This is a genomic window from Pseudomonas synxantha (assembly GCF_900105675.1).
GTDB lineage: Bacteria > Pseudomonadota > Gammaproteobacteria > Pseudomonadales > Pseudomonadaceae > Aquipseudomonas > Aquipseudomonas synxantha.
Genome location: NZ_LT629786.1, coordinates 140246 through 166426, shown reverse-complemented (window position 1 = coordinate 166426; position 26181 = coordinate 140246). Strand labels below are relative to the sequence as shown.

General features: G+C 58.3%; 24 protein-coding genes, 1 tRNA gene and 2 pseudogenes. 8 read left to right on the top strand and 19 right to left on the bottom strand.

Annotation, left to right across the window (positions count from 1 at the left end; all coding sequences use genetic code 11):
• Positions 1-7: 7 nt before the first annotated feature.
• From sctS to sctW, 9 genes are read right to left on the bottom strand one after another with little or no spacing between them, the layout of a single operon-like run.
• Entirely contained in the window at positions 8-271 is a 264-nt protein-coding gene (gene sctS, locus BLU48_RS00720; RefSeq protein ID WP_057013794.1) for a type III secretion system export apparatus subunit SctS, read from the bottom strand.
• A gap of 7 nt (positions 272-278) precedes the next feature.
• Entirely contained in the window at positions 279-935 is a 657-nt protein-coding gene (sctR, locus tag BLU48_RS00715; RefSeq protein WP_057024852.1) for a type III secretion system export apparatus subunit SctR, read from the bottom strand.
• Entirely contained in the window at positions 932-1945 is a 1014-nt protein-coding gene (locus BLU48_RS00710; protein WP_057024851.1) for a FliM/FliN family flagellar motor switch protein, read from the bottom strand. Before BLU48_RS00710 ends, sctR begins: the two co-directional genes overlap by 4 nt.
• Positions 1942-2394, bottom strand: a complete 453-nt coding sequence (locus tag BLU48_RS00705; protein WP_057024850.1) for a type III secretion system HrpP C-terminal domain-containing protein — start codon at positions 2392-2394, stop codon at positions 1942-1944. Before BLU48_RS00705 ends, BLU48_RS00710 begins: the two co-directional genes overlap by 4 nt.
• On the bottom strand, positions 2391-2819 hold the full coding sequence (gene sctO, locus BLU48_RS00700; protein WP_046070786.1) for a type III secretion system stalk subunit SctO: 429 nt from the start codon (positions 2817-2819) through the stop codon (positions 2391-2393). The genes BLU48_RS00705 and sctO overlap by 4 nt, the downstream gene beginning before the upstream one ends.
• Positions 2806-4164, bottom strand: a complete 1359-nt coding sequence (locus tag BLU48_RS00695; protein WP_057024849.1) for a FliI/YscN family ATPase — start codon at positions 4162-4164, stop codon at positions 2806-2808. The genes sctO and BLU48_RS00695 overlap by 14 nt, the downstream gene beginning before the upstream one ends.
• Positions 4161-5066 (bottom strand): FHA domain-containing protein, encoded by a 906-nt coding sequence (locus BLU48_RS00690; protein WP_057024848.1) that lies wholly within the window; start codon positions 5064-5066, stop codon positions 4161-4163. The genes BLU48_RS00695 and BLU48_RS00690 overlap by 4 nt, the downstream gene beginning before the upstream one ends.
• Positions 5067-5100: 34 nt before the next feature.
• Positions 5101-7194 (bottom strand): type III secretion system export apparatus subunit SctV, encoded by a 2094-nt coding sequence (sctV, locus tag BLU48_RS00685; protein ID WP_057024847.1) that lies wholly within the window; start codon positions 7192-7194, stop codon positions 5101-5103.
• Positions 7191-8246 carry a type III secretion system gatekeeper subunit SctW gene (gene sctW / locus BLU48_RS00680; protein ID WP_057024846.1) on the bottom strand — a complete coding sequence of 352 codons (1056 nt, stop codon included), beginning with the start codon at positions 8244-8246 and terminating at the stop codon, positions 7191-7193. Before sctW ends, sctV begins: the two co-directional genes overlap by 4 nt.
• A 265-nt stretch (positions 8247-8511) precedes the next feature.
• Between sctW and BLU48_RS00675 the strand changes: the two genes are divergently transcribed.
• Entirely contained in the window at positions 8512-9063 is a 552-nt protein-coding gene (locus BLU48_RS00675) for an RNA polymerase sigma factor (RefSeq protein ID WP_057013785.1), read from the top strand.
• A gap of 305 nt (positions 9064-9368) precedes the next feature.
• Positions 9369-9445: transfer RNA gene (locus BLU48_RS00670), tRNA-Met, on the top strand.
• Positions 9446-9569: 124 nt separating this feature from the next.
• Here BLU48_RS00670 and BLU48_RS00665 read toward each other — a convergent pair.
• From BLU48_RS00665 to BLU48_RS00640, 5 genes are all read right to left on the bottom strand, one after another.
• Positions 9570-11195, bottom strand: coding sequence for a diguanylate cyclase domain-containing protein (locus BLU48_RS00665; RefSeq protein ID WP_057024845.1), 1626 nt, complete (start codon positions 11193-11195; stop codon positions 9570-9572).
• A complete protein-coding gene (locus BLU48_RS00660) occupies positions 11192-12697 on the bottom strand; it encodes an ATPase domain-containing protein (protein ID WP_057024844.1) in 1506 nt (501 codons plus the stop codon). The genes BLU48_RS00665 and BLU48_RS00660 overlap by 4 nt, the downstream gene beginning before the upstream one ends.
• A gap of 564 nt (positions 12698-13261) precedes the next feature.
• Positions 13262-14296: a sensor histidine kinase gene (locus BLU48_RS00650; protein WP_057024843.1), complete on the bottom strand. Its 1035-nt coding sequence runs from the start codon at positions 14294-14296 to the stop codon at positions 13262-13264.
• 9 nt (positions 14297-14305) lie between these two features.
• Complete coding sequence (locus BLU48_RS00645) at positions 14306-15784, bottom strand: ATPase domain-containing protein (protein ID WP_057024842.1); 1479 nt, start codon at positions 15782-15784, stop codon at positions 14306-14308.
• A complete protein-coding gene (locus BLU48_RS00640; RefSeq protein ID WP_231989007.1) occupies positions 15781-16215 on the bottom strand; it encodes a hypothetical protein in 435 nt (144 codons plus the stop codon). The genes BLU48_RS00645 and BLU48_RS00640 overlap by 4 nt, the downstream gene beginning before the upstream one ends.
• A gap of 205 nt (positions 16216-16420) precedes the next feature.
• On the opposite strand from BLU48_RS00640, the gene BLU48_RS00635 reads away from it, so the two are divergent.
• Genes BLU48_RS00635 through BLU48_RS00625 form a run of 3 tightly spaced genes read left to right on the top strand, consistent with a single transcriptional unit; the run spans position 16421 to position 19810 of the window.
• Positions 16421-17200 carry a PhzF family phenazine biosynthesis protein gene (locus tag BLU48_RS00635; RefSeq protein ID WP_057024841.1) on the top strand — a complete coding sequence of 260 codons (780 nt, stop codon included), beginning with the start codon at positions 16421-16423 and terminating at the stop codon, positions 17198-17200.
• Between the two features lie 36 nt (positions 17201-17236).
• The gene (ggt, locus tag BLU48_RS00630; RefSeq protein ID WP_057024840.1) at positions 17237-19066 is read left to right on the top strand and encodes a gamma-glutamyltransferase; all 1830 of its coding nucleotides are present in this window, start codon (positions 17237-17239) and stop codon (positions 19064-19066) included.
• A gap of 27 nt (positions 19067-19093) precedes the next feature.
• Complete coding sequence (locus tag BLU48_RS00625) at positions 19094-19810, top strand: purine nucleoside phosphorylase YfiH/LACC1 family protein (protein ID WP_057024839.1); 717 nt, start codon at positions 19094-19096, stop codon at positions 19808-19810.
• 38 nt (positions 19811-19848) lie between these two features.
• Here BLU48_RS00625 and ddlA read toward each other — a convergent pair whose 3' ends face one another.
• On the bottom strand, positions 19849-20943 hold the full coding sequence (ddlA, locus tag BLU48_RS00620) for a D-alanine--D-alanine ligase (protein ID WP_057024838.1): 1095 nt from the start codon (positions 20941-20943) through the stop codon (positions 19849-19851).
• Between the two features lie 44 nt (positions 20944-20987).
• The gene (locus tag BLU48_RS00615; RefSeq protein WP_057024837.1) at positions 20988-21620 is read right to left on the bottom strand and encodes a LysE family translocator; all 633 of its coding nucleotides are present in this window, start codon (positions 21618-21620) and stop codon (positions 20988-20990) included.
• A 137-nt stretch (positions 21621-21757) separates the two neighbouring features.
• Between BLU48_RS00615 and BLU48_RS00610 the strand changes: the two genes are divergently transcribed.
• The 3 genes from BLU48_RS00610 (at position 21758) to BLU48_RS00600 (ending at position 23833) form a co-directional block, all read left to right on the top strand.
• Positions 21758-22567 carry an AraC family transcriptional regulator gene (locus BLU48_RS00610; protein ID WP_057024836.1) on the top strand — a complete coding sequence of 270 codons (810 nt, stop codon included), beginning with the start codon at positions 21758-21760 and terminating at the stop codon, positions 22565-22567.
• Positions 22568-22917: 350 nt separating this feature from the next.
• Positions 22918-23154 carry a hypothetical protein gene (locus BLU48_RS00605; RefSeq protein ID WP_057024835.1) on the top strand — a complete coding sequence of 79 codons (237 nt, stop codon included), beginning with the start codon at positions 22918-22920 and terminating at the stop codon, positions 23152-23154.
• Positions 23155-23596: 442 nt separating this feature from the next.
• On the top strand, positions 23597-23833 hold the full coding sequence (locus BLU48_RS00600) for a hypothetical protein (protein ID WP_057024834.1): 237 nt from the start codon (positions 23597-23599) through the stop codon (positions 23831-23833).
• 165 nt (positions 23834-23998) lie between these two features.
• On the opposite strand, the pseudogene BLU48_RS32600 reads toward BLU48_RS00600, so the two are convergent.
• From BLU48_RS32600 to BLU48_RS00590, 3 genes and pseudogenes are all read right to left on the bottom strand, one after another.
• Positions 23999-24430, bottom strand: a pseudogene (locus tag BLU48_RS32600) (methyl-accepting chemotaxis protein); the annotation flags it as partial.
• 156 nt (positions 24431-24586) lie between these two features.
• A pseudogene (locus BLU48_RS32595) lies at positions 24587-25225 on the bottom strand (PAS domain-containing protein); the annotation flags it as partial.
• A gap of 194 nt (positions 25226-25419) precedes the next feature.
• Positions 25420-25752 carry a DUF2790 domain-containing protein gene (locus BLU48_RS00590; RefSeq protein WP_057024832.1) on the bottom strand — a complete coding sequence of 111 codons (333 nt, stop codon included), beginning with the start codon at positions 25750-25752 and terminating at the stop codon, positions 25420-25422.
• Positions 25753-26181: the final 429 nt, after the last annotated feature.

Below are 26181 nucleotides of genomic sequence, written 5' to 3'. Positions count from 1 at the left end.
CGAGACCTCAGTGCAGGGCCGAACGACCGATCATGTCGAAGGTCACGTTCATGAGCTGGACCAGCTCCACACCGATCCAGCGACCGGTCATGATCAAGGTGATACCCACCGCCACCAGCTTGATACCGAAAGGCAGTGTCTGGTCCTGCACTTGCATCAGCGCTTGCACAAGGGACGTAAGGACCCCCACCACCACCGCCACAATCAGCGGCGGCGCCGTCAACATAACCACCAGCAGCATGCCCTGCTTGAACAGTACGATCGGTTCCATAAGCCACTCAGAGATAGGAAAGGAACAGGCTGTCGAGCAATCGCGACCACCCGGATACCATCACGAACAAGAGCAATTTGAGCGGCAGGGAAATAGTCATGGGCGAAACCATTTGCATACCCAGCGCGAGCAGGAGATTGGAGACGATCAGGTCAATCACGATAAAAGGGATATAGATCAGGAAGCCAATTTCGAACCCCGCCTGCAACTGCGATAGTACAAAGGCTGGAACCAGCAGGATCAGGTCCTCACGCTGGACTTCCTGCGCCATCTGCGCCGGCCACATGCGCTCGGAGTTCTCCAGCAGGTGGGTCAGAATATCCGGGGCACTGTTGCGCAGCATGAAGGTGCGCAATGGTTTGATCGCTTCCATTCCCGTCTGCTGGAGTGCGCCCACGCTGGTCAGGTCCAGGGGGGACACCTTGACGATCTCGGCCATCTCGTAACCGACAGGCGCCATGATGAACAGGGTCGCCGCCAGCGCAATGCCGTTGATCGCCATCCCTGGAGGCACCTGCTGCACACCGATGGCATTGCGGGTGATCATTAACACAATCACGATCTTCAGAAACGCGGTGCAGACGACCAACAGCATGGGCATCAACGACAGCGCCCCGAGAAATATTGCCAGGACGACCGGATCTATTCCCTGGAAACTACTCATCGAGAAAAAATCACGCGAGACATCTGCAGCCCCAGTCGCCCATCCACTTCAACCAACTGGCCCAGGCCGAGAGGGCGGTCACCGTAATAGAGGCCGGCTGTGCCGGGGGCGTACCCGGAGACTCCCAACACCGCGCCAGGTGCAAGGTTGCGTAATTCGCCGAGCGTCAGATTCAGCGTACCGCAACGCACATTGAGCGCCATGCTCAATTCATCGAACGGCTCATGCCCGAACACATCCGTCACTGCCGTCTCATCCTCATGCCCTGAGTAGGGCTGTGCTGCAAAATCCTCGTCCACAAGCATGTCCTCGATAGAAGTAAGGGTCAGGCGCATCGGCCCGGACTCGGCGTCAATCCAGCCCACCAGGCGTCGTTTGCCAACCTGTACATGACCGGTTCCCGACGCGCTGAAAAAGGCCTGTTCAAGCACCAGCACGTCACCGGCCCGCAAGCTGTGCAATTGGTGCACTGGCAACTGCAGGCGCCCCAGCGTCACGTCAATCGCCAGTTGAAACTGCGTCGGCATTGGCTTGGCCATGGGGCGCCAGGGCCCTGCCTGGCATAACGCCAGAAAGCTATCGACGGATAGCCACAGGTGGCCTGCAACACGGGACGCGCCGAGCGTCACGCAGAATCGGCAGCCAAAGTTCAAGGGCCGGGTGCCTGGCAGTAAACGCAGATGACCAAACAGCGCCTGCACCTGGGGGCTCAGATGATGCTGGAACAAGGCCCAGAACCAGGCATCCGGATCGTTGCCGGCCTGCGCCAGTGTCACCGGGCATTCACCCATCAAGCTCAATTGCGGTCCCGGCTCGCTGAAGGCCAATACCCCGCAGGCGGTTTCGAAACAGAGCGGCTGGATACCCACAGGGGCAGCACCAGGCTCCATTTTCAACTCGCCACTTGAGCCGGCGACTTCAAACGGCATACGCATCCCGTGCCCCAACCGCTGTCGGGCAACCGCGATATCAGCCTTGAACGTAGGAAATATAAGAGGTGGCAGCATCATGCCTGCGCCGATCTGGCCAAGTACAAATTCACGGGCTGACCCATGCTCGCAGCCAGACGTTGCTCACATTGTTGGCGCACCCCACTGAGCCAGCGCGCCGAAGCGTCTTGCTCCGCGTCCAGCTCAACGCTCCAACTGCCCTGCTCTCGACGAATATCGGCATTGATCCGCCCAAGGCGTCCGAGGTGAAAGACCGCCATCAACGGCCACTGCGGACCGACGAGCATTCGCGGCGCCAACTGCTCGGTCAGCGCCTCGATCATGGCGACATCGCCCGACGCTTTGATTCCGTTCAGAGAAGCTCCGTATCCGCCCTCGCCCTGACCATCATCGTCAAACAACTGGCTAAACAGTCGCCGTTGCTCCCAAGGCACCAAGGCACTGAACTCGGGTGCACGCTCATCGCGCGGGCGCTGACGTTCAGGTGTCGTAACTGCAACCTGTTTCATATCGGCTCCTGCCGCAGTAAATCAGACAACTCTTGAATTTTTTCTACTTGGCGCAAGCATAAAGTGACCTGCTTTTGCGCCTGGTTGACCTGCACCACCTGCTCTTGCTGCCGCCCTTGCAGCCGCAGCAATTGGTGTTCTTCGCGCTGCGTACCCGCCGACAATTCCTGCTCCTTGGCACTCCAGTTCTTCAGCGCCTTGAACGTCACCACCTGCCCCTGGTGCTCGCTCAATAGTTGCGCACATTGCCGGGCCTCTTCCTGGCGAGTCCGCTCGAGCACCTCCTGCATTTCGCGGATGTGCGCGACCAGCGCTTGCTGAGCCCGTTTTGCCTCACGCAACGCACGCTCCGCACGATCGGCACGATGTCGGCGCAGGCGTCGCAAGGTATCGATTTCACCCGATAACATTTCAGAATGGGACATGGGCAGTCAGCTCAGTCAGTTGGTTCATGGTGACGGCTAGCGGCGAAGGTTCCCGCAAGTCCTGGCGCAGAAACCCGTCTACCGCCTGCCGACTGTCGACTGCCAGGTCGGTGAGGGCATCGTTGCCGGGTTGATACTCTCCCAACTTGAGCATCAGCTCGATCTGCTGGTAAGCCGACAGCAGGCGCCGCAACGCCGTACCGGCACGGATATGCGCGGGCTCAGCGACATTGCTTAAAATCCGCGAAAGACTGGCCAGGACGTCGACCGCCGGGTAGTGACCGCGCTCGGCCAGCTTGCGTGACAGGACGATATGACCATCGAGCAGAGAGCGCACTTCATCCGCCACGGGATCGTTCATGGAGTCCTGCTCGATCAGCACCGTGTAAATAGCCGTGATCACACCTTCGCGGGTCAACCCGGCGCGCTCCACCAACCGCGGCAACAAGCTATAGACCGACGGCGGCAAACCACCACGCCCCAAGGGTTCACCGGCAGCCAGGCCGATTTCGCGTTGCGCCCTGGCGAAGCGGGTCAGGGAGTCGATCAACAACAAAACCCGCTGGCCCTTGTGCCGGAAACCCTCGGCCAGCGCGGTTGCCGTGAACGCGGCGCGCGCGCGCTCCATGCTTGAACGGTCAGAGGTGGCGCACACCAACACCGCCTTGGCCCGCAACTGTTCATCCAGTTCGTGATCGAGAAACTCGCGCAATTCCCGGCCCCGCTCACCAATCAGACCGAACACGATCACATCGCATTCCACGTTACGGGCGATCTCGGCCAACAAGGTGGTCTTGCCGCAACCGGCGCCGGCAAACAGCCCGACACGCTGGCCCTCCCCCAGCGTCATCAGCCCATCAATCGAGCGCACGCCCGTCGCCAGTGCGCGGTTGATCCGCGGCCGTTCCGTAGGCAGGGGCGCCTCGCACAACACCGGGGTCGCATCAGGTGCGTCCGCTTCGACGAATGCGCCGGCACCGTCACCCGCAATCGGGCGACCAAAACCATCCAGCACCTGCCCCAGCAACTCATCACCGACCCGTACCTGGTGTGGCACCCCCAGCCGCTCAACGCTGGCACCCACGCGCACGCCTTCCAGATTGCCCAGGGCGCTCAGCACTGCATCGCGCTGGTCAAACCCGATGATCTCCGCCAGCATGTAGTCACCTGGTGTTTTCTCGACCTGGCACAGGTCACCGATACGGGCCTGGGGCAATCGGCATTGCAGCAGCATGCCGTTCACGCGCTGAATGCGTCCGCGCATCGTGACCGGGGCGAAGCTGCCCAGCGCCTGGGACTGGTTCAGTTGCCAAGCCTCCAGGCGCTCCTGCAACGACCCCCTCACCAGCCCACCTCATAACGTTGCTCGCCGTCGAACACCACTTTGCTGTTGTCGATCAATACCAGGCGCAGGCCATCCACTTCATCGCCCACGAACAGCCGGGTTCCCTCCTCGAGTACCACATGGCCGTTCGGGCCACCGACAATCTGCAAGATCCTGAACGGCAACCTGCCGTCGCGAACCCGTACGCGGCTGATCACCGGCACGCCGGTATCGAACTGCTCGGCAAAACGGTCGAGCATACGCGCGATCAGTTCCACTTCTTCCTGGGAAACGACACCATTGAGGGCTATCTGGTCGTTGACGATCTGCAAGCTGACACGCTGGAGCAGCTCGCGCTCGGTGAGCATCTTAATCAGTTGCTGGCGCACCTCGGAGGGCGAATCCAGCCCGGGCTTCTGAATCACTGCCGGCATCAACGATGCCTGGGCCTCGCGCTCGCCACTGAAGATAATACCAACCGCCATGATGATTACAGCGCATAACAGAAGCAGGCTTACCAAGCCTTTTTGCTGCGTCGACGAAATGGACGACAGGGTCAATGGCAACGACGTCTGGGGCTCAGGTTGCACGACCTGCCTGTCTTGCTTGGGCGCCGACGCTTGTAGCCAAGGCTGATCAGCCGGGCTGACACACAAGCTGACACTGCCAATGACAAACGCAGTGTTGAGCGCCAGATCGCTGATTTGCGCCAACATTTGCCCATCGCTGTTTTTCAACAGCCCAGCCTCAGCCTGCACCGACCACCGACCATCGGCCAACAGCAGGCGCGCGTGATGCTCGGCGATACCTGGATCATCCAGCAAAAGATCGGCATCCCCGTGGGCGCCAAGGCTCCATTGCTCGCCAAACAAAGGCAGCGCGGCCCCTTGATGCAAACCGTCCAACACCCGGAGTTCGAACATCAGTGCGTCCCCCCATACTCAAGTAGCGATGTGTTCATGCCAACGTCCCGTGCATCAACTCATCCTGGCTAAGATCAAAACGCCCCAGCACCTTCACCTTGGAATTGCTCCCCAGCTCGGCGAAGGACAGCACCGGCACATGGTTGAACTCCTCGAGCAACAAGGTCCGTAAAGGGCTACGCAAGTCTTGCGCCACCAACATCACGCTTTTAATTTTGGCCCGGGCACTGAAGGCCTGGTTAAGCAGGTTGACCAGCGCCGCGCTATTGTCGCTGTCGAGTGCAAAGAACACGCCCGTCTGGGTCTGGCGCAGAGCCTCGCGCAGGATGTTTTCGGTTTGCGGCGATAACAACCAGGCATGCAGGCCATCGGCCTCGCTGTACTGATGGAAGATCTGCGACTTGAGGGCAATTCGTGCATAGTCGGCCAGCGCTTCCGGCTCGCGTTCATGCTGGCCATACTCGATCAGCGACTCGACAATCAGCCTCACGGCGCGCAGTGGAACCCCTTCGCTGGCCAGGCGTTGCAACACCGCCGAAAAGCGCGATATCGGCATGATGCGTTGCAGTTCCTGCACCAACTCAGGTTGATTGTGTTCAAGCCAACTGAGGATTGCCTTGCTCTCCTGGATCCCCAGGAACTGCGGCCCGCTGAGCATCATCGCCTGCTTCATGCGCTCGACGATCAAGCTTGTCGCACTGAAGCGCTCCAGCTGCGAGTCATCAAGCAATGGGTCATCAGGTGGCAGCCAGAGCCAATCCTGTTCATTGCGCTCGGCCAATCCCGGTATGCCATGCTCAGGCTCAACCGTAAGCGCAGCGCGAGCCACGGCCACTCGTTGGACCACCGACGCCTTGACCATAGGCACTTCATGCACGCAGAAGCGCATTTCATCGGCGGCCAGTGAGTCATCGATCTCGACCTCAAACGGCGGCAATGTCAGGCCGATATTGGCAACCAGGGAGTTTCGCACCTGACGGATTCCATGAATGAGATCCGTCACCTCAGGCGTTCCTCGCAAGGCCGAGGGAAACTGCAACAGGTAGGGCCGGGACGGATCGAACCCGCGCAAGTCCTCCTTGCCGTTTTCTTCCGGCCGCGGGGCCTCGACGGCTTCGGCTTCTGGCTGCGCTTGCCTACGACGCCGACGGTCAAGGTAATAACCCAGGGCGCCTGTCATTATCGAGATCAGGATAAACACCAGGGTCGGCATGCCAGGCACGATCGCAAACACCAGCATCGCCACCGATGCGATCATCCAGCTCCTGGGCTCGCTGGTCATCTGCCGGGCGATTTCAGCCCCCATGTTCGTGACGCCCTTGTGCCTGTCCGGTGCCACACGGGTAATGATCATGCCGGCGGTCAGGGAGATCAGCAGCGCGGGAATCTGCGCAATCAAGCCGTCACCGATGGTCAGTACCGAATACAGCGCCATTGAATCGGCAGCGCTCAATCCGTGCTGGAACATCCCCGTGGAAAACCCGCCCAGCAGGTTGACCACCACAATGATCAACCCAGCGATGGCGTCGCCCTTGACGAATTTCATGGCGCCATCCATCGCACCGAACAACTGGCTCTCGCGAGACAACTGTTCACGCTTGTCGCGCGCTTGCTCGCCGTCGATCAAGCCGGCACGCAAGTCACTGTCGATGGACATCTGCTTGCCAGGCATTGCGTCCAGGCTGAAGCGTGCCGCCACTTCGGCAACCCGCTCGGAGCCCTTGGTGATGACCAGGAAGTTGACCAGGGTCAGGATCAGGAAGATGACCATACCCACCGCCAGGTTGCCGCCGACCACGAAGTTGCCGAAGGCCTCGACGATATCGCCGGCGTCCTGTTCAAGCAGGATCAATCGTGTCGTGGCGATCGACAGCGCCAGGCGAAACATGGTGGTCAGCAGCAGAATCGACGGGAAGGAAGAAAATGCCAAAGGCCCGGGCAAGTACAGCGCCAGCATGATTAGCAGACAGGAAATGCAGATATTCAGTGCAATCAGGATATCTACCAGCCAGGTGGGCAGCGGCACGATGAAAATGAACACAATCGCCATGATCACCACGGCGCCCAAGACCTCGGCACGCTGCGCCAGCTTGAGCAATACGCCGTTGATGGTGGACAGCACGCTCACGCCAGAATGCTCGAGTCGGGAAAGCGAGGGTTCTTGCCTTCTTGACGGGCAAGCTCATCCATCACCAACAGGAAATTATGCAGCGCCTCTTGGCGAGACCGGCTATCCGGCCATAGCGCCAGCGGCAAGCTTTGAAACAGTGGGTAAAGCATATTCAGAGACACAAGCGTGGACGTGTTGCCCCCCATGTCGTCGGCCAGGCGCATCACTTCATTTGAGGCAATGCCGGTGCTGGCGTAGCCCAGCAGGCGCTGCAGCAGGTTTACCGCATGCAGCTCAATCGCCAGGTTCTGGGTCAAGTCACGGCAGCTGCACAACACTCCGCTCAATGCACCGCAACTACGCAGCCCCACCAGCAGGGTGCGCAACATTGCCGTAGGCAGAGACGAGACATGGGCAGCGATGTCGGCGGTCAAGGCACTGGACATCACATTCAGCCCGTGGGCAAAGCGGTCGTCGCCGTAAACGCCCAACAGCGCCTGCATCATGCTCGCCAGGGATTGCCGCGTCACCACACTGGCGTAATAGAGCGCGCGTAGCGCCTGGCGCTCCTCGGGATCGCCACCGGCCTTCTGCAAGGCCACGGCAATATTCAAGCCTGCCTGGATCTGGCCTTTGAAGCGGATCTCCAACTTGGCAATGGCATCCCGCGCCAGGGCGGCTTCGGATTTGCGCGCTTCAGCATCGGCCTGCTCCAACACCGACTTGAGTACCACAAAGGTACGGGCCGGGTCACCGCCAGTGGATTCCAGCAATTTATCTACGCTGGGCTGCATCAGCAATTGCAGCCTGACCCGTCGTGCAATCGCCGAAAAACTTTCCTGGGCCGGATGACCCAGCTGCTCATACAGCTGCGAGAACGCCTGGACCGGGGGCACACGCACCCCGATTTTGCGTTTGTCCAACGTGCGGCTGTTGGGCTCTACCTCCTGGCTGAATTGCAGAAAAAGATCATCGATACCTTTGCCCGGCTCAGGCTTGGCGACCGGGCTGACGGTGTTCAGTTCCAATCGAGGGGGCGTTGGCACTTCGTTGGTGGATTCGACTTTCATGGGCAGGCCAGTACAGGAAGAGATTATCCCTGTGTGGCAGAGCCCGCGCAGATGGTTCCATCGAAATCCGGCCCACCGGACAGCGTGAAAAAACCTGCACGAGCCTCTGATGCCTTTTGCAAACTGCTGCACAAAAGCATCACCACCATAAAGTATTTATTCATATAAAACAGATGGTTAGCAGCAGATTCTCCGTTGGCACAGGCGGTGCAAAAGAGGTAGCCGTCGAAATCATTTCGACAGCGTCTACCTTAAGGAAAACATCATGAATATCCCTATTGGAGCTATAGCTCACCTTGTTGGCAGCTCGCCTCAATTCATGCTTCACCTGACAGACGACCAACAGAAAAAACTCCGTCGCTTCATTCACAAACGCGTGCTCAACCCGGAAGATGCGGATGACCTTCTACAATTGACCTACTTGGAAGCCTGGCGTAATCGCGAGCGTTTCAGTGGCACTGCAACGCTCAGCACCTGGATGTGCGGCATCGCGCAGAACTTGATCCGCAATCACTTTCGACGCTTGTATGCCAAGCCCGCGCATTGCGAGTTCGATGAGTCGCTGTGGCACGGCCAGGAAGAAAACAACAGCCTGGACTGGGAGTTTGAGATCAACCGGCGCCTGGAAAATACCCTGAGCGCTATTGATCACTTGCCGACCGAGATGCGCAAAACGTTATATGCCTCACTGGAGACCGATGGCAGCTACCAGGATACCGCCGACGTATTGGACATACCTATCGGCACCGTTCGCTCGCGCCTGTCCCGGGCACGTGAGCAACTCAAGCGGGTCACTCACAACACAATGCAGCAGTAACCTGGCTTAACCGGTCAAGCGTTGGGCGACAGGGATATCTGCCCAACACCGTCAGGCCTGGTGCATTACCGAACGAGCCAAAGCGTATCCGGCACGGACTCGGCTGCGGCCAACACGATCCATGCCGCCTCCACGGAGAATCAGAGCCGTGCCTGTAGAGAATTGGATTGACGAATGAGAGGCTCGACCCCCCTGCCGCCCGTCGCCCAAAGCGGCGCTTTCCTTTAAACAGTTGAAAGCGTAGAAAAAATTTCGATAAAAAGGCTTGACGCATTGCCGTTCCAGGCGAATAATGCGCGCCACTTGGCTACATAGCTCAGTTGGTTAGAGCATAGCATTCATAATGCTGGGGTCCGGGGTTCAAGTCCCTGTGTAGCCACCAAGTACCGATCCATAGATGTCTACAGCAGTCTATGAATCACCTCAAGAAGCCCGCCTAGTGCGGGCTTTCTTGTTTTCTAGATACCTCTCCTTGTATCCCTATAGCTGCCCCCCTCACAAAACAGTTATTTGGACTGCGGGGGCAACGGTAGCGTGACGACAAACGTGCTGCCGAGCCCTAGGCCGCCGCTGAACACGTTTACCGAGCCTCGATGCCCCTCGACCAATTCGCGAACGACTGACAGACCAACCCCCAGGCCTGTGCCGTTGAACCCAATGGCGTGGGCATCCTGAACGAAGGGATCAAAAATAAAATCCAGAACCTCAGCACTAATACCTATACCGGTATCGGAAAAGGTCAAGGTAATGTCCTCGGCACCAGCATCAATAACCAGCTTGATCGAACCATGATTGGGTGTGTACTTGGAGGCATTGCCAAGCAGGTTGCATAAAATTTGCGTCAATCTGAGCTGATCACCATTGATCATCAGCGGGCGCCTTGGCTTGCGCACTACAAGTTGCTGAAAGCGTAAGTCGATCGCAGGACGACAAACGACGACGGCCTCATCGATGATCGTTGCTATGTCTACAGGCTGGAAGTTCAGTCTGAGCTTGCCTGTCTGGGCCATGGATACGTCCATCAGGTCGTCTACCAGACGCGCAATATGGCTTGTCTGACGCTCAATAATCGCCTGTATGGTCGCCAACCGTTCATGGGAGGACTGCATCAGCATCCCCGCCACCAGGGTTAGCGGTGTCAGAGGATCGCGCAACTCGTGGGCAACCATCGCCAGAATTTTTTTCTGCTTATCCAGGGCGCCCTCCGCAACGGCCTGGAGCTGTTGCGCGTTGAGTGCGGTTAATACTAACTGCTCGTTCGCCTCTCGCAATTGAGCACGGCGTCTTTCGTGTTCTCCTGAGGCTATGGGGTGGTGAGCGCCCGGTTTTTTTTGTGCCGGGATAATTGGGAGGTGGGTAGGCAACAGTACTGGAGGCAAGTCGGTGCTGTGAAAAGCTACCCCTATACCATGCCGTTTTGCCCGATACATCGCCGCGTCAGCGCAATCGATCAATGTGTGTGGGTCATCGCCATCTTTCGGGTAATAACTCACCCCGATACTCGCTGCCAGTTGCAGAATCTGATTCCCGATAGGATGTGGCACTCCAAGCGCCTTGATGATCTTCTCGCAGATACCCAATACATCGGCATGGCTGATAGTGCCTACCAGCAAGATAATGAACTCGTCCCCGCCGTATCGTCCAACCGTATCATTCTTGCGTACCGCGCCACTCAGTCGCAGTGCAGTTTCCTTGAGCACTTCATCGCCGACACTGTGCCCCAACGTGTCGTTGATCAATTTGAAGTGATTCAGATCCAAAAAGAGTACAGCCAGCCCCTCTCCCTCCGGCGTCGTATCTTCGATCGCCTGGGCTAACCGTCCGAGTAGCAATCTGCGATTGGGAAGCCCCGTCAATACATCGAGCTGCGCGGCGTGAGAAACCTCACGTAGCGCAGTGGCTGCCTGTTCAACGCCAATTTGGGCTTGGAGAAGCGCTAGTACCAGTTGTTCATTGGCCTCGATTAACTGCCCGGACTGCTGCTTTTCCAGCACTTGGGACTGAGTGTTCACGACTTTCTGCTCAAGAGCATCAAGCTTTAGGCGAGCCTCCTGGGTTTTCTGCACAACCTGAGTCAGCTCGATACTCGCAGCAGCGAGCGCTTTTTTATCGTCGTACGTTTTGCGGTTCACGAAAGCGTCCCAAGTTCATCCGCCTCAAACCGCGGCATCGACGTCTGATTGTTCTTCTGAGTCGGGCGGCCCCCTAAGAGACCTTCTCGCTCAACAAGCATTTTGCCAATATGAATGCCTTGATCGTCGATTTTGTACAGACGTAACTCATGGGAGTGCTGGCTTGCGCGAACCTTCACCACTGCCATGACTCGCAACAACCGACTTTCAATTTCGATATAGCGCTGAACAATAATTGCGTCGGTCAAAAACGCCGTGCCGTAAGGGCTGAAGCGCAGGTCCGTGTAGCGATCCTCGAGCTCCGAGGTCATCAGCACTGTTACACCAACGCTCGCCAATGAGCTGACCAGGCACGACAACGACTCGCGAAAATCTTCCCGGAAGGTCGGTGCCAAGGCCAATTCGAAACCTGACAAAGAGTCTATGACCACGCGACTGGCTCCAAGACGCTTGATCTCAGCAAGCAGCATATGGATGACCTCCTCGATTGATAAATCAGGAGAACGACTATCCACCAAACCGACTTGGCCGGTGCTGATCAGGTTTGCAAGTGTTGCATTTTGAGCATAGTTCGGACGCTGCTCGAACACGGCAATCACGCCGGTTTCTCCGCCTCTCGCCCCCTCTGCGAGGAAGGTCGTTGCAAGAATACTTTTGCCAGAGCCCGAAGGGCCCGCAACCAGCAGTGAATACCCTCGAGGTAAACCGCCGCCTAGCATTTCGTCCAGGTGCGCATTCCCCATCAGCAGACGAAAATCAAGTGCTTCTGAGTTTTCGGCAGGCCTGCTTGACTTAACAGGGGTAACAGCTGGTGCGAATACCTTGATGCCGGCATTGCTGATGCGAAAAGAGTGCAGGCCCGGTAACGTCGGCTGCCCCCGCATCTTCATGATTTCCATTTTGCGTACTATAGAGTTGCGCTTAACGCTTTGGTGCAACCAAATGAGCCCATCGGCTACGGTGAAAACAGGGTTGCTTTGCGTTTCGTTAAAATATTCGCCAATCAAAAATGTGGTGGCCTGCCACGTCGTCATCATCATGCCCAACTGCTGGACGAACTGCGCAAGGTTATTGTTCGGGTTGCTCTGCGTACTGCTCGCCAGCACCACTGAACGGAAAGAATCGACGAATACTAGCGACGGGCTATGAGCTTCAACCTCGGCCACAATCCGTCGCAAAACTTCATCCAGATCGCCAGTAAGCGTATCGCCAGCGAGGTTGATGTACCGGATCGAACGCGTCACTGCTTCGTTGTCGAAGAACTCAAACTGCTGCTGATACCGCAACATCTTTAATGGCGGCTCACCCAGTACGGTGAAATACAGAGCTGGTCGCTCCGGTGCAGCGAGGGCGAACATCATTTGATGCGCCAGCGTTGTCTTTCCGCAGCCCGGTGTACCAGCGATCAAATTGAACGAGAACTCCGGCAATCCTCCGCCTAGCACCTCATCCAATCCTGGCACACCTGTGCGCAAGCGATTGATTGTCACTTTGGTATTCATGACGAGGTATCCTGCGCAGGGGTGTCGCTAAAAGAGTTGTCCCAAACGGGCTGCAACAGACGTACGGATAGAGAAGATCCTATGAACGAGATCAGTAGCTCATTCAAAGTCTTCAGCAAGTCGTCACCGTATGCTGTGGCTTTGTCGCTGGTTTGTTGCGCGAGCAGGCGTCTCAATCCAGAAAAGTCTTTCTCGAGGCTGTCGTTGAGGCTGGAGAGACAAGTGTGACGAGAGGCACAGATAAAGACGCTTCGCCTATACAGCGCAAACACGCCTTCCTGCCCAATAATCGGCGCGAGAGTAGTATAAATATCCCTGAATGTTGCCACGACCGCATTAGCGATTTGTTCGGCGGTCGGAGTGTCCCCGGCGCGTCTAGCCGTCGATGCCGATATCCTGCGGCTATCATCCCTTTCCATGGGTAAGTATCACTTCATGATGCTATTTCTCGATAGTACACCCTGCTCTCTCGGTCATCGGGTCTATTTTCAGCAGGGGATCCTTCGTGCGACGACCGGGCGTTGTAGAGATCCCGTATAAGTAAAAGTTAACGTCTGCATCTTCCTAACAGGCTGCGAACGTTGCCACCAGCGGCAGAGAAACCACAAACTCGCTCCCCTTGCCGCTACCCTCACTCATACCAGTCACAGTACCGCCGTGTGCTTCGACAAGCTCGCGAACGACAGTTAATCCAATACCCAAGCCAGCTCCGTTGAAGCCTATAGCGTGTGAATCTTGAACATAAGGATCAAAAATAAAGGGCAGTGCTTTCGCCGTAACTCCAATTCCATTGTCGGAAATTCGTATTTTCAGAACTTCGTGCTCTACCGTCACAATCAGCTTGATTTTGCCGGCGGCAGGGGTGTACTTGGCCGCATTGGCCAGAAGGTTGTGAAGAATCTGCGAGAGACGTACCGGGTCGCCATTCACCATCAAAATCCCATGGGGAAGATGGATATCGAAATATTGCTGTCGCGCACTCATGACTGGGCGGCAGGCGTCAACGGCCGCGAGAATTACCTGCATCATATCGACATCGCGGAGATTGATTCGCAGTTTGCCAGTGCTGACGCGAGAGACATCCAGCAGATCATCGACCAATTGTGAAATATGCTGTACCTGGCTCTCGATTAATTCCCGCATTCGAGGGAGTTGATCGCTAGGCAGACGCACCATACGCTCTGCAATCATGCTGATAGGCGTCAGCGGATTTCGCAGTTCATGGGCGACCATGGCGAGGATGCCTTTGTGCTGACTCAGCGCGCGTTCGGCTGTTGCCTGAAGGTCCTGGGCACTCAGCGCAGCGATGACCAGTTGCGCATTAGCCTCGCGCAACTCCTGGTACAAATGCAACTCACCCAAGCGAGGCGGAGTCACGGCGTCTGACTGGGCTAGAAGTATTGCCAACACCAATTGTTGATTGGCCTGCATCACCTTCTCGACCTGCTGGGTATCCACCAAGAGGCTGCTGGCGTCGTTCAACTGTTGCTGTAGGGCGGCCAATACGGCGCGTGCTTCAACCGTTTTTTGACCGAGCAAGAACAGTTCGTGAGCGGCATTGGCCTTCTCACGTTCGTTCTCGCCGCTGATCTTGCTCACGAGTCGGGCTCAATCATTTTTATCTCCCATGTGTTTCGCCTCTGCGCCTTGCTTTGTCGGACGCCCCCCCAGCAGTCCCTCCTGATCAGCGAGCATTTCGCCAATCTGCAGGCCGTTGTCGTCGATGTAATACTGGCGTAACTCATCGGAATGGGCGCTGGCGCGCACCTTTACCACTGCCATGATCCGCAGCAGGCGGCTCTGCACTTCAATGTAGCGCTGGACAATGATCGCGTCGGTGAGAAAAGCTGTGCCGTAAGGACTAAAGCGCAAGTCGGTGTAGCGGTCTTCCAACTCAGAGGTCATCAAGACGCTGACCCCGGCAGCCGTCAGCGCGGTGACCATGCGTGAGAGCGACTCGCGAAAGTCGGCGCGAAAGGTTGGCGCCAATGCCAGCTCAAAGCCCGACAGCGAATCAATTACCACGCGGGTAGCTTTCAAACGGCCGATCTCGCCGAGCAGCAAGTGGACGATTTCGTCGATGGACAGGTCCGGCGCGCGGCTGTCTACCAGGCTAACCTGCCCGCTCTTGATCAACTCAGCCAACTTCGGGTTTTGCGAATGGTTGGGCCGCTGCTCGAACACGGCAATCACACCGGTTTCACCGTTGCGTGCGCCTTCGGCCAGGAAGGTCGCCGCCAGAATGCTTTTGCCCGAGCCCGATGGTCCGGCCACCAACAGCGAATACCCACGAGGCAGGCCGCCGCCGAGCATCTCATCGAGTACCGGCACCCCCATTTTCAGGCGTGTGATCGGGAACGTCGACGGCGCTTCAACCGAGCGATTGATAGCCGCCGGTGGGAACACCTTGATCCCCGAGGTCGCAATACGAAAGGTGTGCAGGCCCGGCAAGGTCGGCTGGCCGCGCATCTTCATGATTTCCATCTTGCGCACCATCGAGTTGCGCTCGATGCTCTGGCGCAGCCATATCAGGCCGTCTGCCACGGTGAAAATCGGATTGGTGTCGGTTTCGGTGAAGTATTCGCCAATCAGAAAGGTCGTCGCCTGCCACGTGGTCATCAACATACCCAGTTGCTGGATGAACTGCGGCAAGTTGTTATTCGGGTTGTCTTGGGTCTGGCTGGCCAGCACCACGGAGCGAAACGAATCGACAAATACCAGCGACGGTGAATACGCCTCGACTTCGCTGACGATCCGTCGCAGTACCTCGTCCAAGTCACCGGCCAGTGTGTCGTCGGCCAGGTTGATATAGCGAATCGACTGGTTGATCGCTTCGTTGTCGAAAAAATCGAATTGCTGCTGATAGCGCAGCATTTTCAACGGCGGCTCGCCAAGGACGGTAAAAAACAACGCCGGACGTTCAGGCGTGGCCAGGGCAAACATCATCTGGTGCGCAAGGGTAGTTTTGCCACACCCGGGAGGGCCGGCGATCAAGTTGAACGAAAACTCTGGCAGGCCTCCGCCCAGGGCCTCGTCCAGTCCTGGCACACCCGTGGCCAGACGATTGATAGTCACTTTGGTGCTCATGGCGAAATTTCCTGCGAAGAGGTGTCGCTCGAAGAAGGCTGCCACACGTCAACCAGCAAACGTGTAGTGAGTGAGGGCCCGATCAGCGTGGTCAGTAGCTCGTAGAGGGTAGTCAACAACACCTCACCGAAAAACAGCGCATCGGTTTCGTTCTGCTCGACGAGTACGGATTTGAGGGCAATCAGGTCCATCGCGGCCGGCACACTGTCATAGATGCCGGCCAGCCTTGGATGAGTAGAGACGCACAGATGGAAGGTGCGCCGGTACAGCGCGGCAACGCCCTGCTGGCCAATAATGGGCGTAAGTACTGCGCCTATATTCTGCAAAATCGAAACAATCGCCTGGGCGATGCTTGCAGTGTCAGCGCGTGGACCAACACAGAGCGCCAGAGAAGCTACGATCTGGCGGCTCTCTTCGCTTGGTGTGGACATAACGGACTAATATCTGATGAGCAGTATTCGATGGTACACCCTAGGGCAAATTACAGAAGCCCTAATGTCCACATCCCAAGTACTAAAAACGGCTTACCGAAAGGTAGGCGGTTTTCTATGCGCGCAAAAAAACTGCCCAACTGTATTTTGACGCTTCCAGACCCCACTGTTAGTGTCCAGCCTCCCTGAAACACGGAGCGCCACGATGAAACTGGATATCTACCAAGTCGATGCCTTCAGCCAACACCCCTTCGGCGGCAACCCGGCGGCGGTGTGCCCACTTACCGAGTGGCTGCACGACGAACAACTGCAAAGCATCGCCGCTGAAAACAACCTTTCGGAAACCGCGTTCTTCGTGCCTCGCGGCGATATATATGAGTTGCGCTGGCTGACGCCGGAAGTCGAAGTGGACCTGTGCGGCCATGCCACGTTGGCGGCAGCGTGGGTGCTGATGCATATGTTGGCGGATGCCCCCGAAGTGCTGCGTTTTGCCACACGCAGCGGCGAACTGCGGGTGACGCGCAATGGCGATGAGTTGGCGATGGATTTCCCGGCCAAGCAACCTCAACGCTGCGAACCGCCGAGCGGTCTGCTGAGTGCATTGGGGATCGAAAACGCCGAAGTGTTCGGCACCGATGACTACATCGTGCTGGTAGAAGATGAAGCTCAGGTAGCGGCGCTCACGCCGGATTTCGCACGACTCAGGGGCCTGCCTAAACGCGGGATTGCGGTCACCGCCAAAAGCACTCGATTTGACTTTGTCTCACGCTGGTTCGGGCCGAATGTGGGGGTCAATGAAGACCCGGTCACCGGCTCGGCGCACACCTCGCTGGCACCGTTCTGGGCCGAGCGCCTGGGCAAATCGCAATTGACTGCCGAGCAAGGCGGCCAGCGCAAGGGCCAGTTGCGTTGTGAACTTAAGGGCGACCGGGTGATTATTTCCGGTAAGGCCGTGCTGTATATGCAAGGCACCATTTATCTGTAAAAAGCAGTTCCCCAAGGACAACAGATCCTTCTCAAAATGAACGGAGTTCAGCGCGTGTTTTTGATTTCCCGCCGCCACCTGACGGTCATCGCAACAGCCCTGGCCCTCGCGGCCTGCCACACTGCCGTCACCGAACAACCACCCGCCCCGGAACTGGGTTCGGGCTATCGCACCGACCTCAGCACCCGCCACGCCAAACGCCACATGGCCGCCGCCGCCAACCCGCTGGCCGCCGAAGCCGGGCGTGAGATGTTGCGCCAGGGCGGCTCGGCCATCGATGCGGCGATTGCCATGCAGGCGGTGCTGACCTTGGTGGAGCCGCAGTCTTCCGGTATCGGCGGCGGTGCATTCATCATGCTGTGGGATGGGCAAAAGGTGCATGCCTACGACGGCCGCGAAACCGCGCCGGCGGGTGCGACCGAGCGTTTGTTCCTGAAGGCCGATGGTACGCAAATGGCGTTTACGGATGCCCAGATTGGTGGACGTTCGGTGGGTACGCCAGGGGTATTGCGCGCCTTGGAGATGGCGCACAAGAAGAACGGCCATCTGCAATGGGCCAAGCTGTTTGAGCCCGCGATCCGCTTGTCGGAACAAGGCTTCGCTATTTCCCCGCGCTTGCACAGCTTGATTGCGGCTGACCGCTTTATCGCACAATCGCCGGAGATGGCGGCGTACTTCCTGAATGCCGATGGCTCGCCAAAAGCCACCGGCACGCTGCTGAAAAATCCAGCGCTGGCCGCGGTGTTCAAGCGCATCGCCAAGGAAGGGCCGGACGCGCTGTACCACGGGCCGATTGCCGATGAGATCGCACGCAAGGTGCAGGGTAATCACAATGCCGGCAGCCTGTCCGTGGCCGACCTCAAGAGCTACAGCGCCAAGGAACGCGCACCTTTGTGTACCGACTACAAACAGTGGAAGGTCTGCGGCATGCCGCCGCCTTCCTCGGGCGGGATTGCTGTGGCGCAGATCCTTGGGACTTTGCAGGCACTGGAAACCCGCGACCCTCGCTTGGCTATCGCGCCGATGACACCGGTCAAGAGTGCCTCGCCGGCCGGGCTTGAGCCGACACCCGAGGCGGTGCACCTGATCGCCGAAGCCGGGCGCCTGGCCTTTGCCGACCGTGCACTGTATGTGGCTGATGCAGACTTCACCCCCGTACCGGTTGCCGGCCTCGTCGCGCCCGATTACCTGGCCCAGCGTGCCGTGCTGATCGGCGAACGCAGCATGGGCATCGCCAAGCCCGGCCAACCCGCTGGCGTGCAGGTGGCTTATGCACCGGACCGCTCGCCGCTGCGCATCTCCACCTCGCAAGTGGTGGCGGTAGACGACCAGGGCGGAGCGGTGTCGATGACCACCACGGTGGAAGCGGCGTTCGGCTCCCATGTGATGGTGCAGGGCTTTTTACTCAACAATCAGATGACCGACTTCTCGTTCATTCCCGAAGAAAACGGCCAGCCTGTGGCGAACCGCGTGCAACCCGGCAAGCGCCCGCGCTCGGCCATGGCGCCGACCTTGGTGTTCGACCGCCAGACAGGTGAGCTGCTCGCCACCGTCGGCTCCCCCGGCGGTTCGCAGATCATCGAGTACGTGAGTAAATCCCTGGTAGCCATGCTCGACTGGAAACTTGATCCCCAAGCAGCCATCAGCCTGCCGAATTTCGGCAGCCGCAACGGGGCCACTGAATTGGAAACAGGTCTGTTCAACCCCGCGCTGAAACAGGCGCTCAAGGACAAAGGTCATGCCCTCAGCGAAATCGAGATGACCAGCGGCATCCAGGCCATCGTGCGCACACGGGATGCCCAGGGTAAGGTGTCGCTGAGCGGCGGCGCCGACCCTCGGCGCGAAGGCGAGGCGCTGGGCGACTAAGGTGTTTTGATCAACGGAGAATGCACGGTGTACAAAGCCCACAACCTCAATGCTCTCCCCGGCGTCGATCACGGTTTTTGCTCGATTGATGATCCCCTGCGACCCGATGACGTGTTCATTTGCAAACAAGTGCACAGCGCGTCGGTGATCGAGTGGCAACCGGGTCAGTTGGCCAACACGATTGAGGCCGACGGGGTGCTCACACACAGCCGCCAGCCGATTGCGGTCATCACGGCCGATTGCTTGCCCATTCTGATCGCAGGCGGTGAGTGGGTAGCGGCCATCCATGGCGGCTGGAAGGGCTTGCAGCGCGGAATCATCGACAATGCCGTGCAGCGCTTCATAGATAAAGGCATTACCGCAGACCAACTGCGAGTAGCGATTGGGCCGTCGATCAAACCGTGCTGCTATGAGGTGAGCGCGGCGTTTATTGCCGAGTTCCAGGCCGATCAAGGCCACGTATGGCAGCACGGCCAGGCGCCCTGGAGCGATGAGCAACCGACACCGCTACAAGCCCCGCACATTACACCGCCCCATGCCAGGCAAACAGGAAGTGCCTGGTTTGATTTGAGCGGGTATGGGCTGCTGTTGCTGCACGCGGCCGGGGTCAAGCGCGAACATATCGAGGTGAGTGACGTATGCACCTACTGCACCTCGCCGGCGTTTGCCAGCTATCGCAGGAGGACTCATCACCCGGCGGAGAACAGGACGTTGATCTATTCGTGGATTGCTCGTACGACCTGACGAACAGGCCGTACTTTTGCGGCGAGGGCCACCAGCAATCAGCGACTGATCTTCAACCCCTTGCGCCCCGCATGCCGCTCCAGCGCCAGTTCAAGCAAGCGGCTTACCAGCTCGCTGTAACTCATGCCCGCCGCCTGCCACAGCTTGGGGTACATGCTGATGCGGGTAAAACCGGGCAGTGAGTTGATCTCGTTGATCAGGACTTCGCCATTATCGGTCAGGAACACATCCACCCGCGCCAGCCCTGCACAACCCAGCACTTCAAACGCTTCAATGGCCAGGCTGCGAATGCGCTCGCTGGCTTCATGGCTGATAGCCGCAGGCACCACCACCTGGGCGGCCTGGTCGTCGATGTATTTGCTGTCGTAGGAATAGAAGCCGTTGCTCACCACGATCTCGCCGCAGCCGCTGGCAATGGGCTGGTCATTGCCCAGCACGGCGCATTCGATTTCACGGCCCCGGACGGCGGACTCCACCAGCACTTTTTCATCAAAACCCAGCGCCAGCTCAACCGCGGCGAGGTACTCGGCTTCATTGCCGACTTTGCTCACGCCCACTGAGGAGCCCTGGTTGGCGGGTTTGACGAACATCGGTAGGCCGAGCGTGTTCGCAGCTGCCTCAAAAGAGGTGCGTGCCGCGTTTCGACGCGTAAGGGTAATGAACGGCGTAACCGCGATACCGGCGTCACGCAGCAGGCGTTTGCTGATGTCTTTGTCCATGCACACGGCCGAGCCAAGCACGTCGGAGCCGACGAAGGGCAAGTCAGCCATGCGCAGCAAGCCTTGCAGGCAACCGTCTTCGCCAAGGGTGCCATGGACGATGGGGAAGATTACATCGATGTGTTCCAGCAGCCCCTGGCCGGAGGTTTCCACCACTTGCTGGCTGGCCTTGCCCGGCACCACCGCCAATTCACGGTTGGATTGGTTGAGGGCGATCAGCGCCGGGTTTTCCTGGTTGATCAGGAAGTTCGACGTGTCGTTGAGGTGCCAGTGACCGGCCTTGTCGATCCCGATCAGGATGGGCTCGAAGCGCGAACGGTCGAGGGCATCGACGATGTTGCGCGCCGATTGCAGCGACACCTCATGCTCGGCCGAACGACCACCAAAAATAATCCCTACCCGCACCTTGCTCATGACCCGGCCTCACTGTTGAAAGTAAGGCTTCTTACCACGGCCGGTCAGCGATTCGCTACCAGATGTGCACCGAACAACAGGTAGCAACTGCCGGCAAAGCGGTCGAGCCACTTGCGCGAACGGCTGTAGAGGTTTGCCATGCGCTCGCTGGAAAACACCAGGGCGACGCTGGTGTACCAACTGAACGACAAGGTCGCCATGGTGATGACCGCCAGGGTCAGCAGCGCAGGCGATGGCGACGGCGGCATGGTCGAGGCGAAGGCCGTGGCGACGAATAGCGCGGCCTTGGGGTTGGACAAATTCCCCAGCAAGCCGAAGCGCCAGGCGGAAAACAATGAGCGTCGCGGCTCGTCGGGCAACTGCACCGATGCCGGCGCCGAGCGCTTGAACAGTTTCAGCCCAAGGTAGATCAGGTAGCAGCCGCCGATGATCTTGAACGCCAGGTACAGCATGGGCGCGGCAGTAAACAGCGACTTGATGCCCAGGCCACCCGCCAGACCCCAGATAATCGTGCCGGTCGCCACGCCCGCCGATGCCACCACGCCGTGACGTCGCGAACAGCTGGCGGCCAACTGCGCCGTATTGAAGAAGTTGGGGCCGGGCGTCACCACGGCCACCGTCCACAGCAGCGCGAGCGCCACCAAGGGCGCCACATAGGCAGGGTTGAAAAAATCCATGGAAGGCTCCACCAGTGCAGTAGACGAACCGCGATCATAGGCCCCAGCCGACGCCTGCACAATCGTACAAGACCCCAGGCAGACAAGCGCGGCAGACTCGGTTAACGTGTTTCCACCTCCTTTTGTGACAAGTCACCATGGGCAACCCCACCCACACCCTCGATTGGCTGCACCGCGCCCCGCACGCCAGTGGCCTGGACCGTATCGAGGCGTACTTTGCCGGCTTCGCGTTCGACCCCCATCGCCATGACACCTACGCCATCGGGCGCACCTTGTTCGGCGTGCAGAGTTTTCATTACCGCGGCGGCATGACCCACAGCCTGCCTGGTACCACCATGGTGATTCACCCGGATGAACTCCATGACGGCCGCGCAGGCAGCGATGAAGGCTTCAAGTACCGGATGATTTATGTGGAGCCGGCGCTGATCCAGCAGATCCTTGGCGGCAAGCCCTTGCCGTTTATTCCCGGCGGCTTGTCCACCGACCCACGGCTGCACCGCGCCAGCGAAGTGTTGCTGCAGAACCTGGAGTGCTCGATTGACCCGATGCAGGAACAGGACGCCATGTACGACCTGGCACAGGCGCTGAGCATGGCGTCCGGCGCCATCGTCAGCCGCAAATCCTTCGACTACATCGCCGCCGAGCGCGCCCGTGAATTTATCCACAGCGCCCTGGGCCGCAGCATTACCCTGGATGAAATGGCCGACCACGCCGGCCGCGACCGCTGGGCGTTATCGCGGGATTTTCGTTTATTGTTCGGCACCAGCCCCTACCGCTACCTGACCATGCGCCGGCTGGACCTGGTGCGTCAGCTGTTGGCCCAGGGCCAATCGTTGGTGGATGCGGCGATGACCGCCGGCTTCACCGACCAAAGCCACATGACCCGTCAATTTCGCAGCACCTACGGCATGCCGCCATCGCGCTGGGTAAAGATGCTCGGCCGCTGATCCAAATGTGGGAGGGGTGGTGTTGCTGGCATTTGGTCATGGTTTGTAAAGGGCCAGCAAGCTGTGTCTCTTTAAATTGCAGGACGTTTCCGAGACAATCCCCGCCGCCTTGTGCCTGTTGGAATCGATGGCTAGTCTTCGGTCCGTCACTGCCTTTTCAGTGATCGGGTTTAGTCGCCCGGACTCTAATCAGGCGCATGGTCCTCCATGAGGTTTTATGGTGGCTGTGCGCAGGGCACCCTCGGGTGCGCCGGATTTTCCTGATTAGCCGGTCGACTAACCTGCGTACAGCCGCCACCCTTCGTTTAGTCGCGACTGGGCCGGCTTCTGCCTTAATCAGGAGTTACACCATGACCAAAGCCCTTCCCGATCCACCCATGGACTGCCTCGTCGTTAACGAAAATCTCAGCTTCGAAGACGCCCAACTCTATATCTCCCACTTGATCCACAGCGCCTCAGCCACCGTGTGGGACTGTTGCGATCACCTGCAACCCCACGACCGTGCCCGAATCCATGCCGCGTGGCACTTGTTGGAAATGGCCAAGACCGTGGTAAACCGCACTATCGACTGCATGCCACGTACCTGAAAACACTACAAAACCAATGTGGGAGGGGGCTTGCCCCCGATGGCGGTGGGTCAGTCACAGATGTATGACTGACATACCCTCATCGGGAGCAAGCCCCCTCCCACATTTGGACGGATGGTGTTGCTGGCATTTGGTCATGGTTTGTAAAAGGCCAGCAAGCTGTGTCTCTTTAAATTGCAGGACGTTTCCGAGACAATCCCCGCCGCCTTGTGCCTGTTGGAATCGATGGCTAGTCTTCGGTCCGTCACTGGAGTTCAGTGATCGGGTTTAGCAGCCCGAACTCAATAGGCACACGGTCCACATCCGCGTTTATGGTGGCTGTGCGCGGGGCATCTTCGGGTGCGCTGGTTTTCCTATTGACCGGTCTGCTAACCCGCGTACAGCTGCCACCTTACGTTTAGCAGCGTTGGTGGTCGCTCCCTTGCTCAATAGGAGTTACACGATGACCAAAGCCCTTCCCGATCCACCCATGGACTGCCTTGTCGTCAACGAAGAACTCAGCTTCGAAGACGCCCAACTCTATATCTCCCACTTGATCCACAGCGCCTCAGCCACGGTGTGGGACTGTTGCGATCACCTGCAACCACACGACCGCGCCAGAATCCATGCCGCGTGGCATTTGCTGGAGATGGCCAAGACCGTGGTAAACCGCACCATCGACTGCATGCCGCGTACCTGAAAACACTACAAAACCAATGTGGGAGGGGGCTTGCTCCCGATGAGGGTGTGTCAGTAATACATCTATGACTGACCCACCGCCATCGGGAGCAAGCCCCCTCCCACATTGAGTTTTGTTGTATTCAAAACCGAGTTCAGCGTTGGAACATGCTCTTGAGCTAACCAGTTAACTCGACAGCTGATTGGCAAACTGCCCAACCGCACTCACCACTTTTTGCGCACCGTCCTGGATCTCCACAATCACCGTGCCAGCCTCGGCCGCCAGGGCCAGGCCTTGTTCGGCTTGCAGGCGACCGTCGGCCATCAGCGCCACCGCATCGCGGGCCATGTCCTGGTTCTGGCGCACCACGCCGACAATTTCTTCAGTGGCTTTGCTGGTGCGCGAAGCCAGTTGCCGCACCTCATCAGCCACCACCGCAAAGCCACGCCCTTGTTCACCGGCACGCGCCGCTTCGATGGCTGCGTTCAGCGCCAGCAAGTTGGTCTGTTCGGCGATGCCGCTGATGGTCTTGACGATAGTGCCGATCACTTGGGACTGGGCGTTCAGCGCCTCGATGCCTTCGCCGGCCTGTTGCATGTGCTGGGCCAGGTCACGCATCACTTCCACGGCCTGGGTCACCACCGTGGTGCCGCGCTGGGCGCTGTCGTCGGTTTGCAGGGAGGTGCTGTAGGCAATGCTGGCGGCGTCGGCCACCGCCTGCTCGCGGTTGACCTGATCGGTGATCACCGTGGCGAACTTGACCACTTTGTACAGTCGCTCGTTGGCGTCCAGCACTGGGTTGTAGGTGGCTTCCAACCACACCAGGCGGCCATGGCTGTCCACGCGCTTGAAGCGCGCCGCAACGTACTCACCGGCGTTCAGGCGTTTCCAGAACTGCTGGTACTCAGGGCTGTTGTATTCCTGTGGCTCACAGAACATACGGTGATGTTTGCCCTGGATCTGCGCCAGGCTGTAACCCATGCTGCTGAGGAAGCGGTCATTGGCGGTGAGCACGTGCCCGTCCAGGTCGAACTCGATCAATGCCGTGGAGCGCATCAGCGCGGTGATCAGGTTGTCATGTTCTCGCGAACTCTCGATGGTGCGGGTGAGGTCGCTGGAGAACATTGAAAAATGCTTGAGATGCCCCTGCGAATTGCGCACCGGCTGTACGATCGAGCGCAGCCACGCCTCCTTGCCATTGCCCCGCAGCAGGCGCACGGTGCCGGCAAAATGTTCGCCGCGAGCCAACGCGTGCTTGAAGCGCAATTGGAACTCGTCCTGGCGCACATGAGCCGGCACCAAGTCTTCAATCGCCCGCCCTACAATCTCACTCAGCGGATAAACCAGCTCCTGCAGGAAGTTGGCATTCGCCCACTCTACCCGCCCCTCGGCATTGAGCGTCAGGCACAGCATTTCGTTCTCCAGGCTCTCCTTGACCTGCAGCAAGCTCGACAAGTCTTCGCGAAGAGCGGCCAGCTCCTGTTTCAGGCGGGTATTGAACATAGGGCACCGATGGGCAAATGGGCGGGACGATTACTGCTGCATCGGCGCTGCCGGCATTTTCTGAATAGCGCTTTAGCCCACCGCCCCACTATATTTTTGATCCTTCAACCGCCCGTGTTTCGGCACACACCCAACACCTGATACTCCAGGGTTTTGAGCTTGCCGCTGGAATCCTCATAGGTCATGCGCGACGGCACGGCGTTGCACGAGCGGACCGGCGGCGTCATGTTGACCACCTTGGCAATGTCCAACTCCATGCCATAACGATAGGCCTGCACCTCAGGCACTGGCTTGCCGTTTTTGATCGCGTAGGCGGCCATGGCTTTCTCGTTGCGCTCCATCATCAGGGCGAAGGTTCGATCCCCTCCGCCTTCGGCCAGTGCACCGAAGGATAAGACGGCGGTTAAAACACCTGAGGCCACTTTATAAAAGTTCATCACGGGTTCCTCGACTGAAAAGTTCAGTGTCGAGATTAACCAGTGAACCCTGACGGCATGTTCACCAGAACATTACTTATTTGTTAGAAGGCCGCCAGTTTGCAGAATCGTAACCTTCATCAGCGTGCCGCCGCACAGCAGCTGCAGCAAATGACTCCCCGATATGCCCAGTGCTCGCGCTGTAAGCTTACATTCGCTCGCGATTAACTAACATCTGTTCACAAATAGCCGTCTATCAAAATTGTAATATTGGCTCCAGCTTCTCGTTAAGTTGAAATTTCTATACTGGCTTCAACTTATCACCGAGCACATTCATCTCTGAAGCTTTTGTGTAGCTCCTTTGGAAAGAGATGAGTTTTTAACGCCCCGCTTGGGGCGTTTTTTTTGCCCGCAGGGTTATGCGACTGATGGTCGCAGTTGACCCTGAAG

Excerpts from the sequence above, each read along its gene's own strand:
- sctW (WP_057024846.1), bottom strand. The coding sequence starts at position 8,246 with ATGAAAGTCGAATCCACCAACGAAGTGCCAACGCCCCCTCGATTGGAA.
- BLU48_RS00645 (WP_057024842.1), bottom strand. The coding sequence starts at position 15,784 with ATGAGCACCAAAGTGACTATCAATCGTCTGGCCACGGGTGTGCCAGGA.
- BLU48_RS00640 (WP_231989007.1), bottom strand. The coding sequence starts at position 16,215 with ATGTCCACACCAAGCGAAGAGAGCCGCCAGATCGTAGCTTCTCTGGCG.
- sctR (WP_057024852.1), bottom strand. The coding sequence starts at position 935 with ATGAGTAGTTTCCAGGGAATAGATCCGGTCGTCCTGGCAATATTTCTC.
- BLU48_RS00610 (WP_057024836.1), top strand. The coding sequence starts at position 21,758 with ATGGGCAACCCCACCCACACCCTCGATTGGCTGCACCGCGCCCCGCAC.
- ggt (WP_057024840.1), top strand. The coding sequence starts at position 17,237 with ATGAACGGAGTTCAGCGCGTGTTTTTGATTTCCCGCCGCCACCTGACG.
- BLU48_RS00605 (WP_057024835.1), top strand. The coding sequence starts at position 22,918 with ATGACCAAAGCCCTTCCCGATCCACCCATGGACTGCCTCGTCGTTAAC.
- BLU48_RS00600 (WP_057024834.1), top strand. The coding sequence starts at position 23,597 with ATGACCAAAGCCCTTCCCGATCCACCCATGGACTGCCTTGTCGTCAAC.
- BLU48_RS00690 (WP_057024848.1), bottom strand. The coding sequence starts at position 5,066 with ATGTTCGAACTCCGGGTGTTGGACGGTTTGCATCAAGGGGCCGCGCTG.
- ddlA (WP_057024838.1), bottom strand. The coding sequence starts at position 20,943 with ATGAGCAAGGTGCGGGTAGGGATTATTTTTGGTGGTCGTTCGGCCGAG.
- BLU48_RS00705 (WP_057024850.1), bottom strand. The coding sequence starts at position 2,394 with ATGAAACAGGTTGCAGTTACGACACCTGAACGTCAGCGCCCGCGCGAT.
- BLU48_RS00635 (WP_057024841.1), top strand. The coding sequence starts at position 16,421 with ATGAAACTGGATATCTACCAAGTCGATGCCTTCAGCCAACACCCCTTC.
- sctO (WP_046070786.1), bottom strand. The coding sequence starts at position 2,819 with ATGTCCCATTCTGAAATGTTATCGGGTGAAATCGATACCTTGCGACGC.
- BLU48_RS00615 (WP_057024837.1), bottom strand. The coding sequence starts at position 21,620 with ATGGATTTTTTCAACCCTGCCTATGTGGCGCCCTTGGTGGCGCTCGCG.
- BLU48_RS00660 (WP_057024844.1), bottom strand. The coding sequence starts at position 12,697 with ATGAATACCAAAGTGACAATCAATCGCTTGCGCACAGGTGTGCCAGGA.
- sctS (WP_057013794.1), bottom strand. The coding sequence starts at position 271 with ATGGAACCGATCGTACTGTTCAAGCAGGGCATGCTGCTGGTGGTTATG.
- BLU48_RS00590 (WP_057024832.1), bottom strand. The coding sequence starts at position 25,752 with ATGAACTTTTATAAAGTGGCCTCAGGTGTTTTAACCGCCGTCTTATCC.
- BLU48_RS00710 (WP_057024851.1), bottom strand. The coding sequence starts at position 1,945 with ATGATGCTGCCACCTCTTATATTTCCTACGTTCAAGGCTGATATCGCG.
- BLU48_RS00675 (WP_057013785.1), top strand. The coding sequence starts at position 8,512 with ATGAATATCCCTATTGGAGCTATAGCTCACCTTGTTGGCAGCTCGCCT.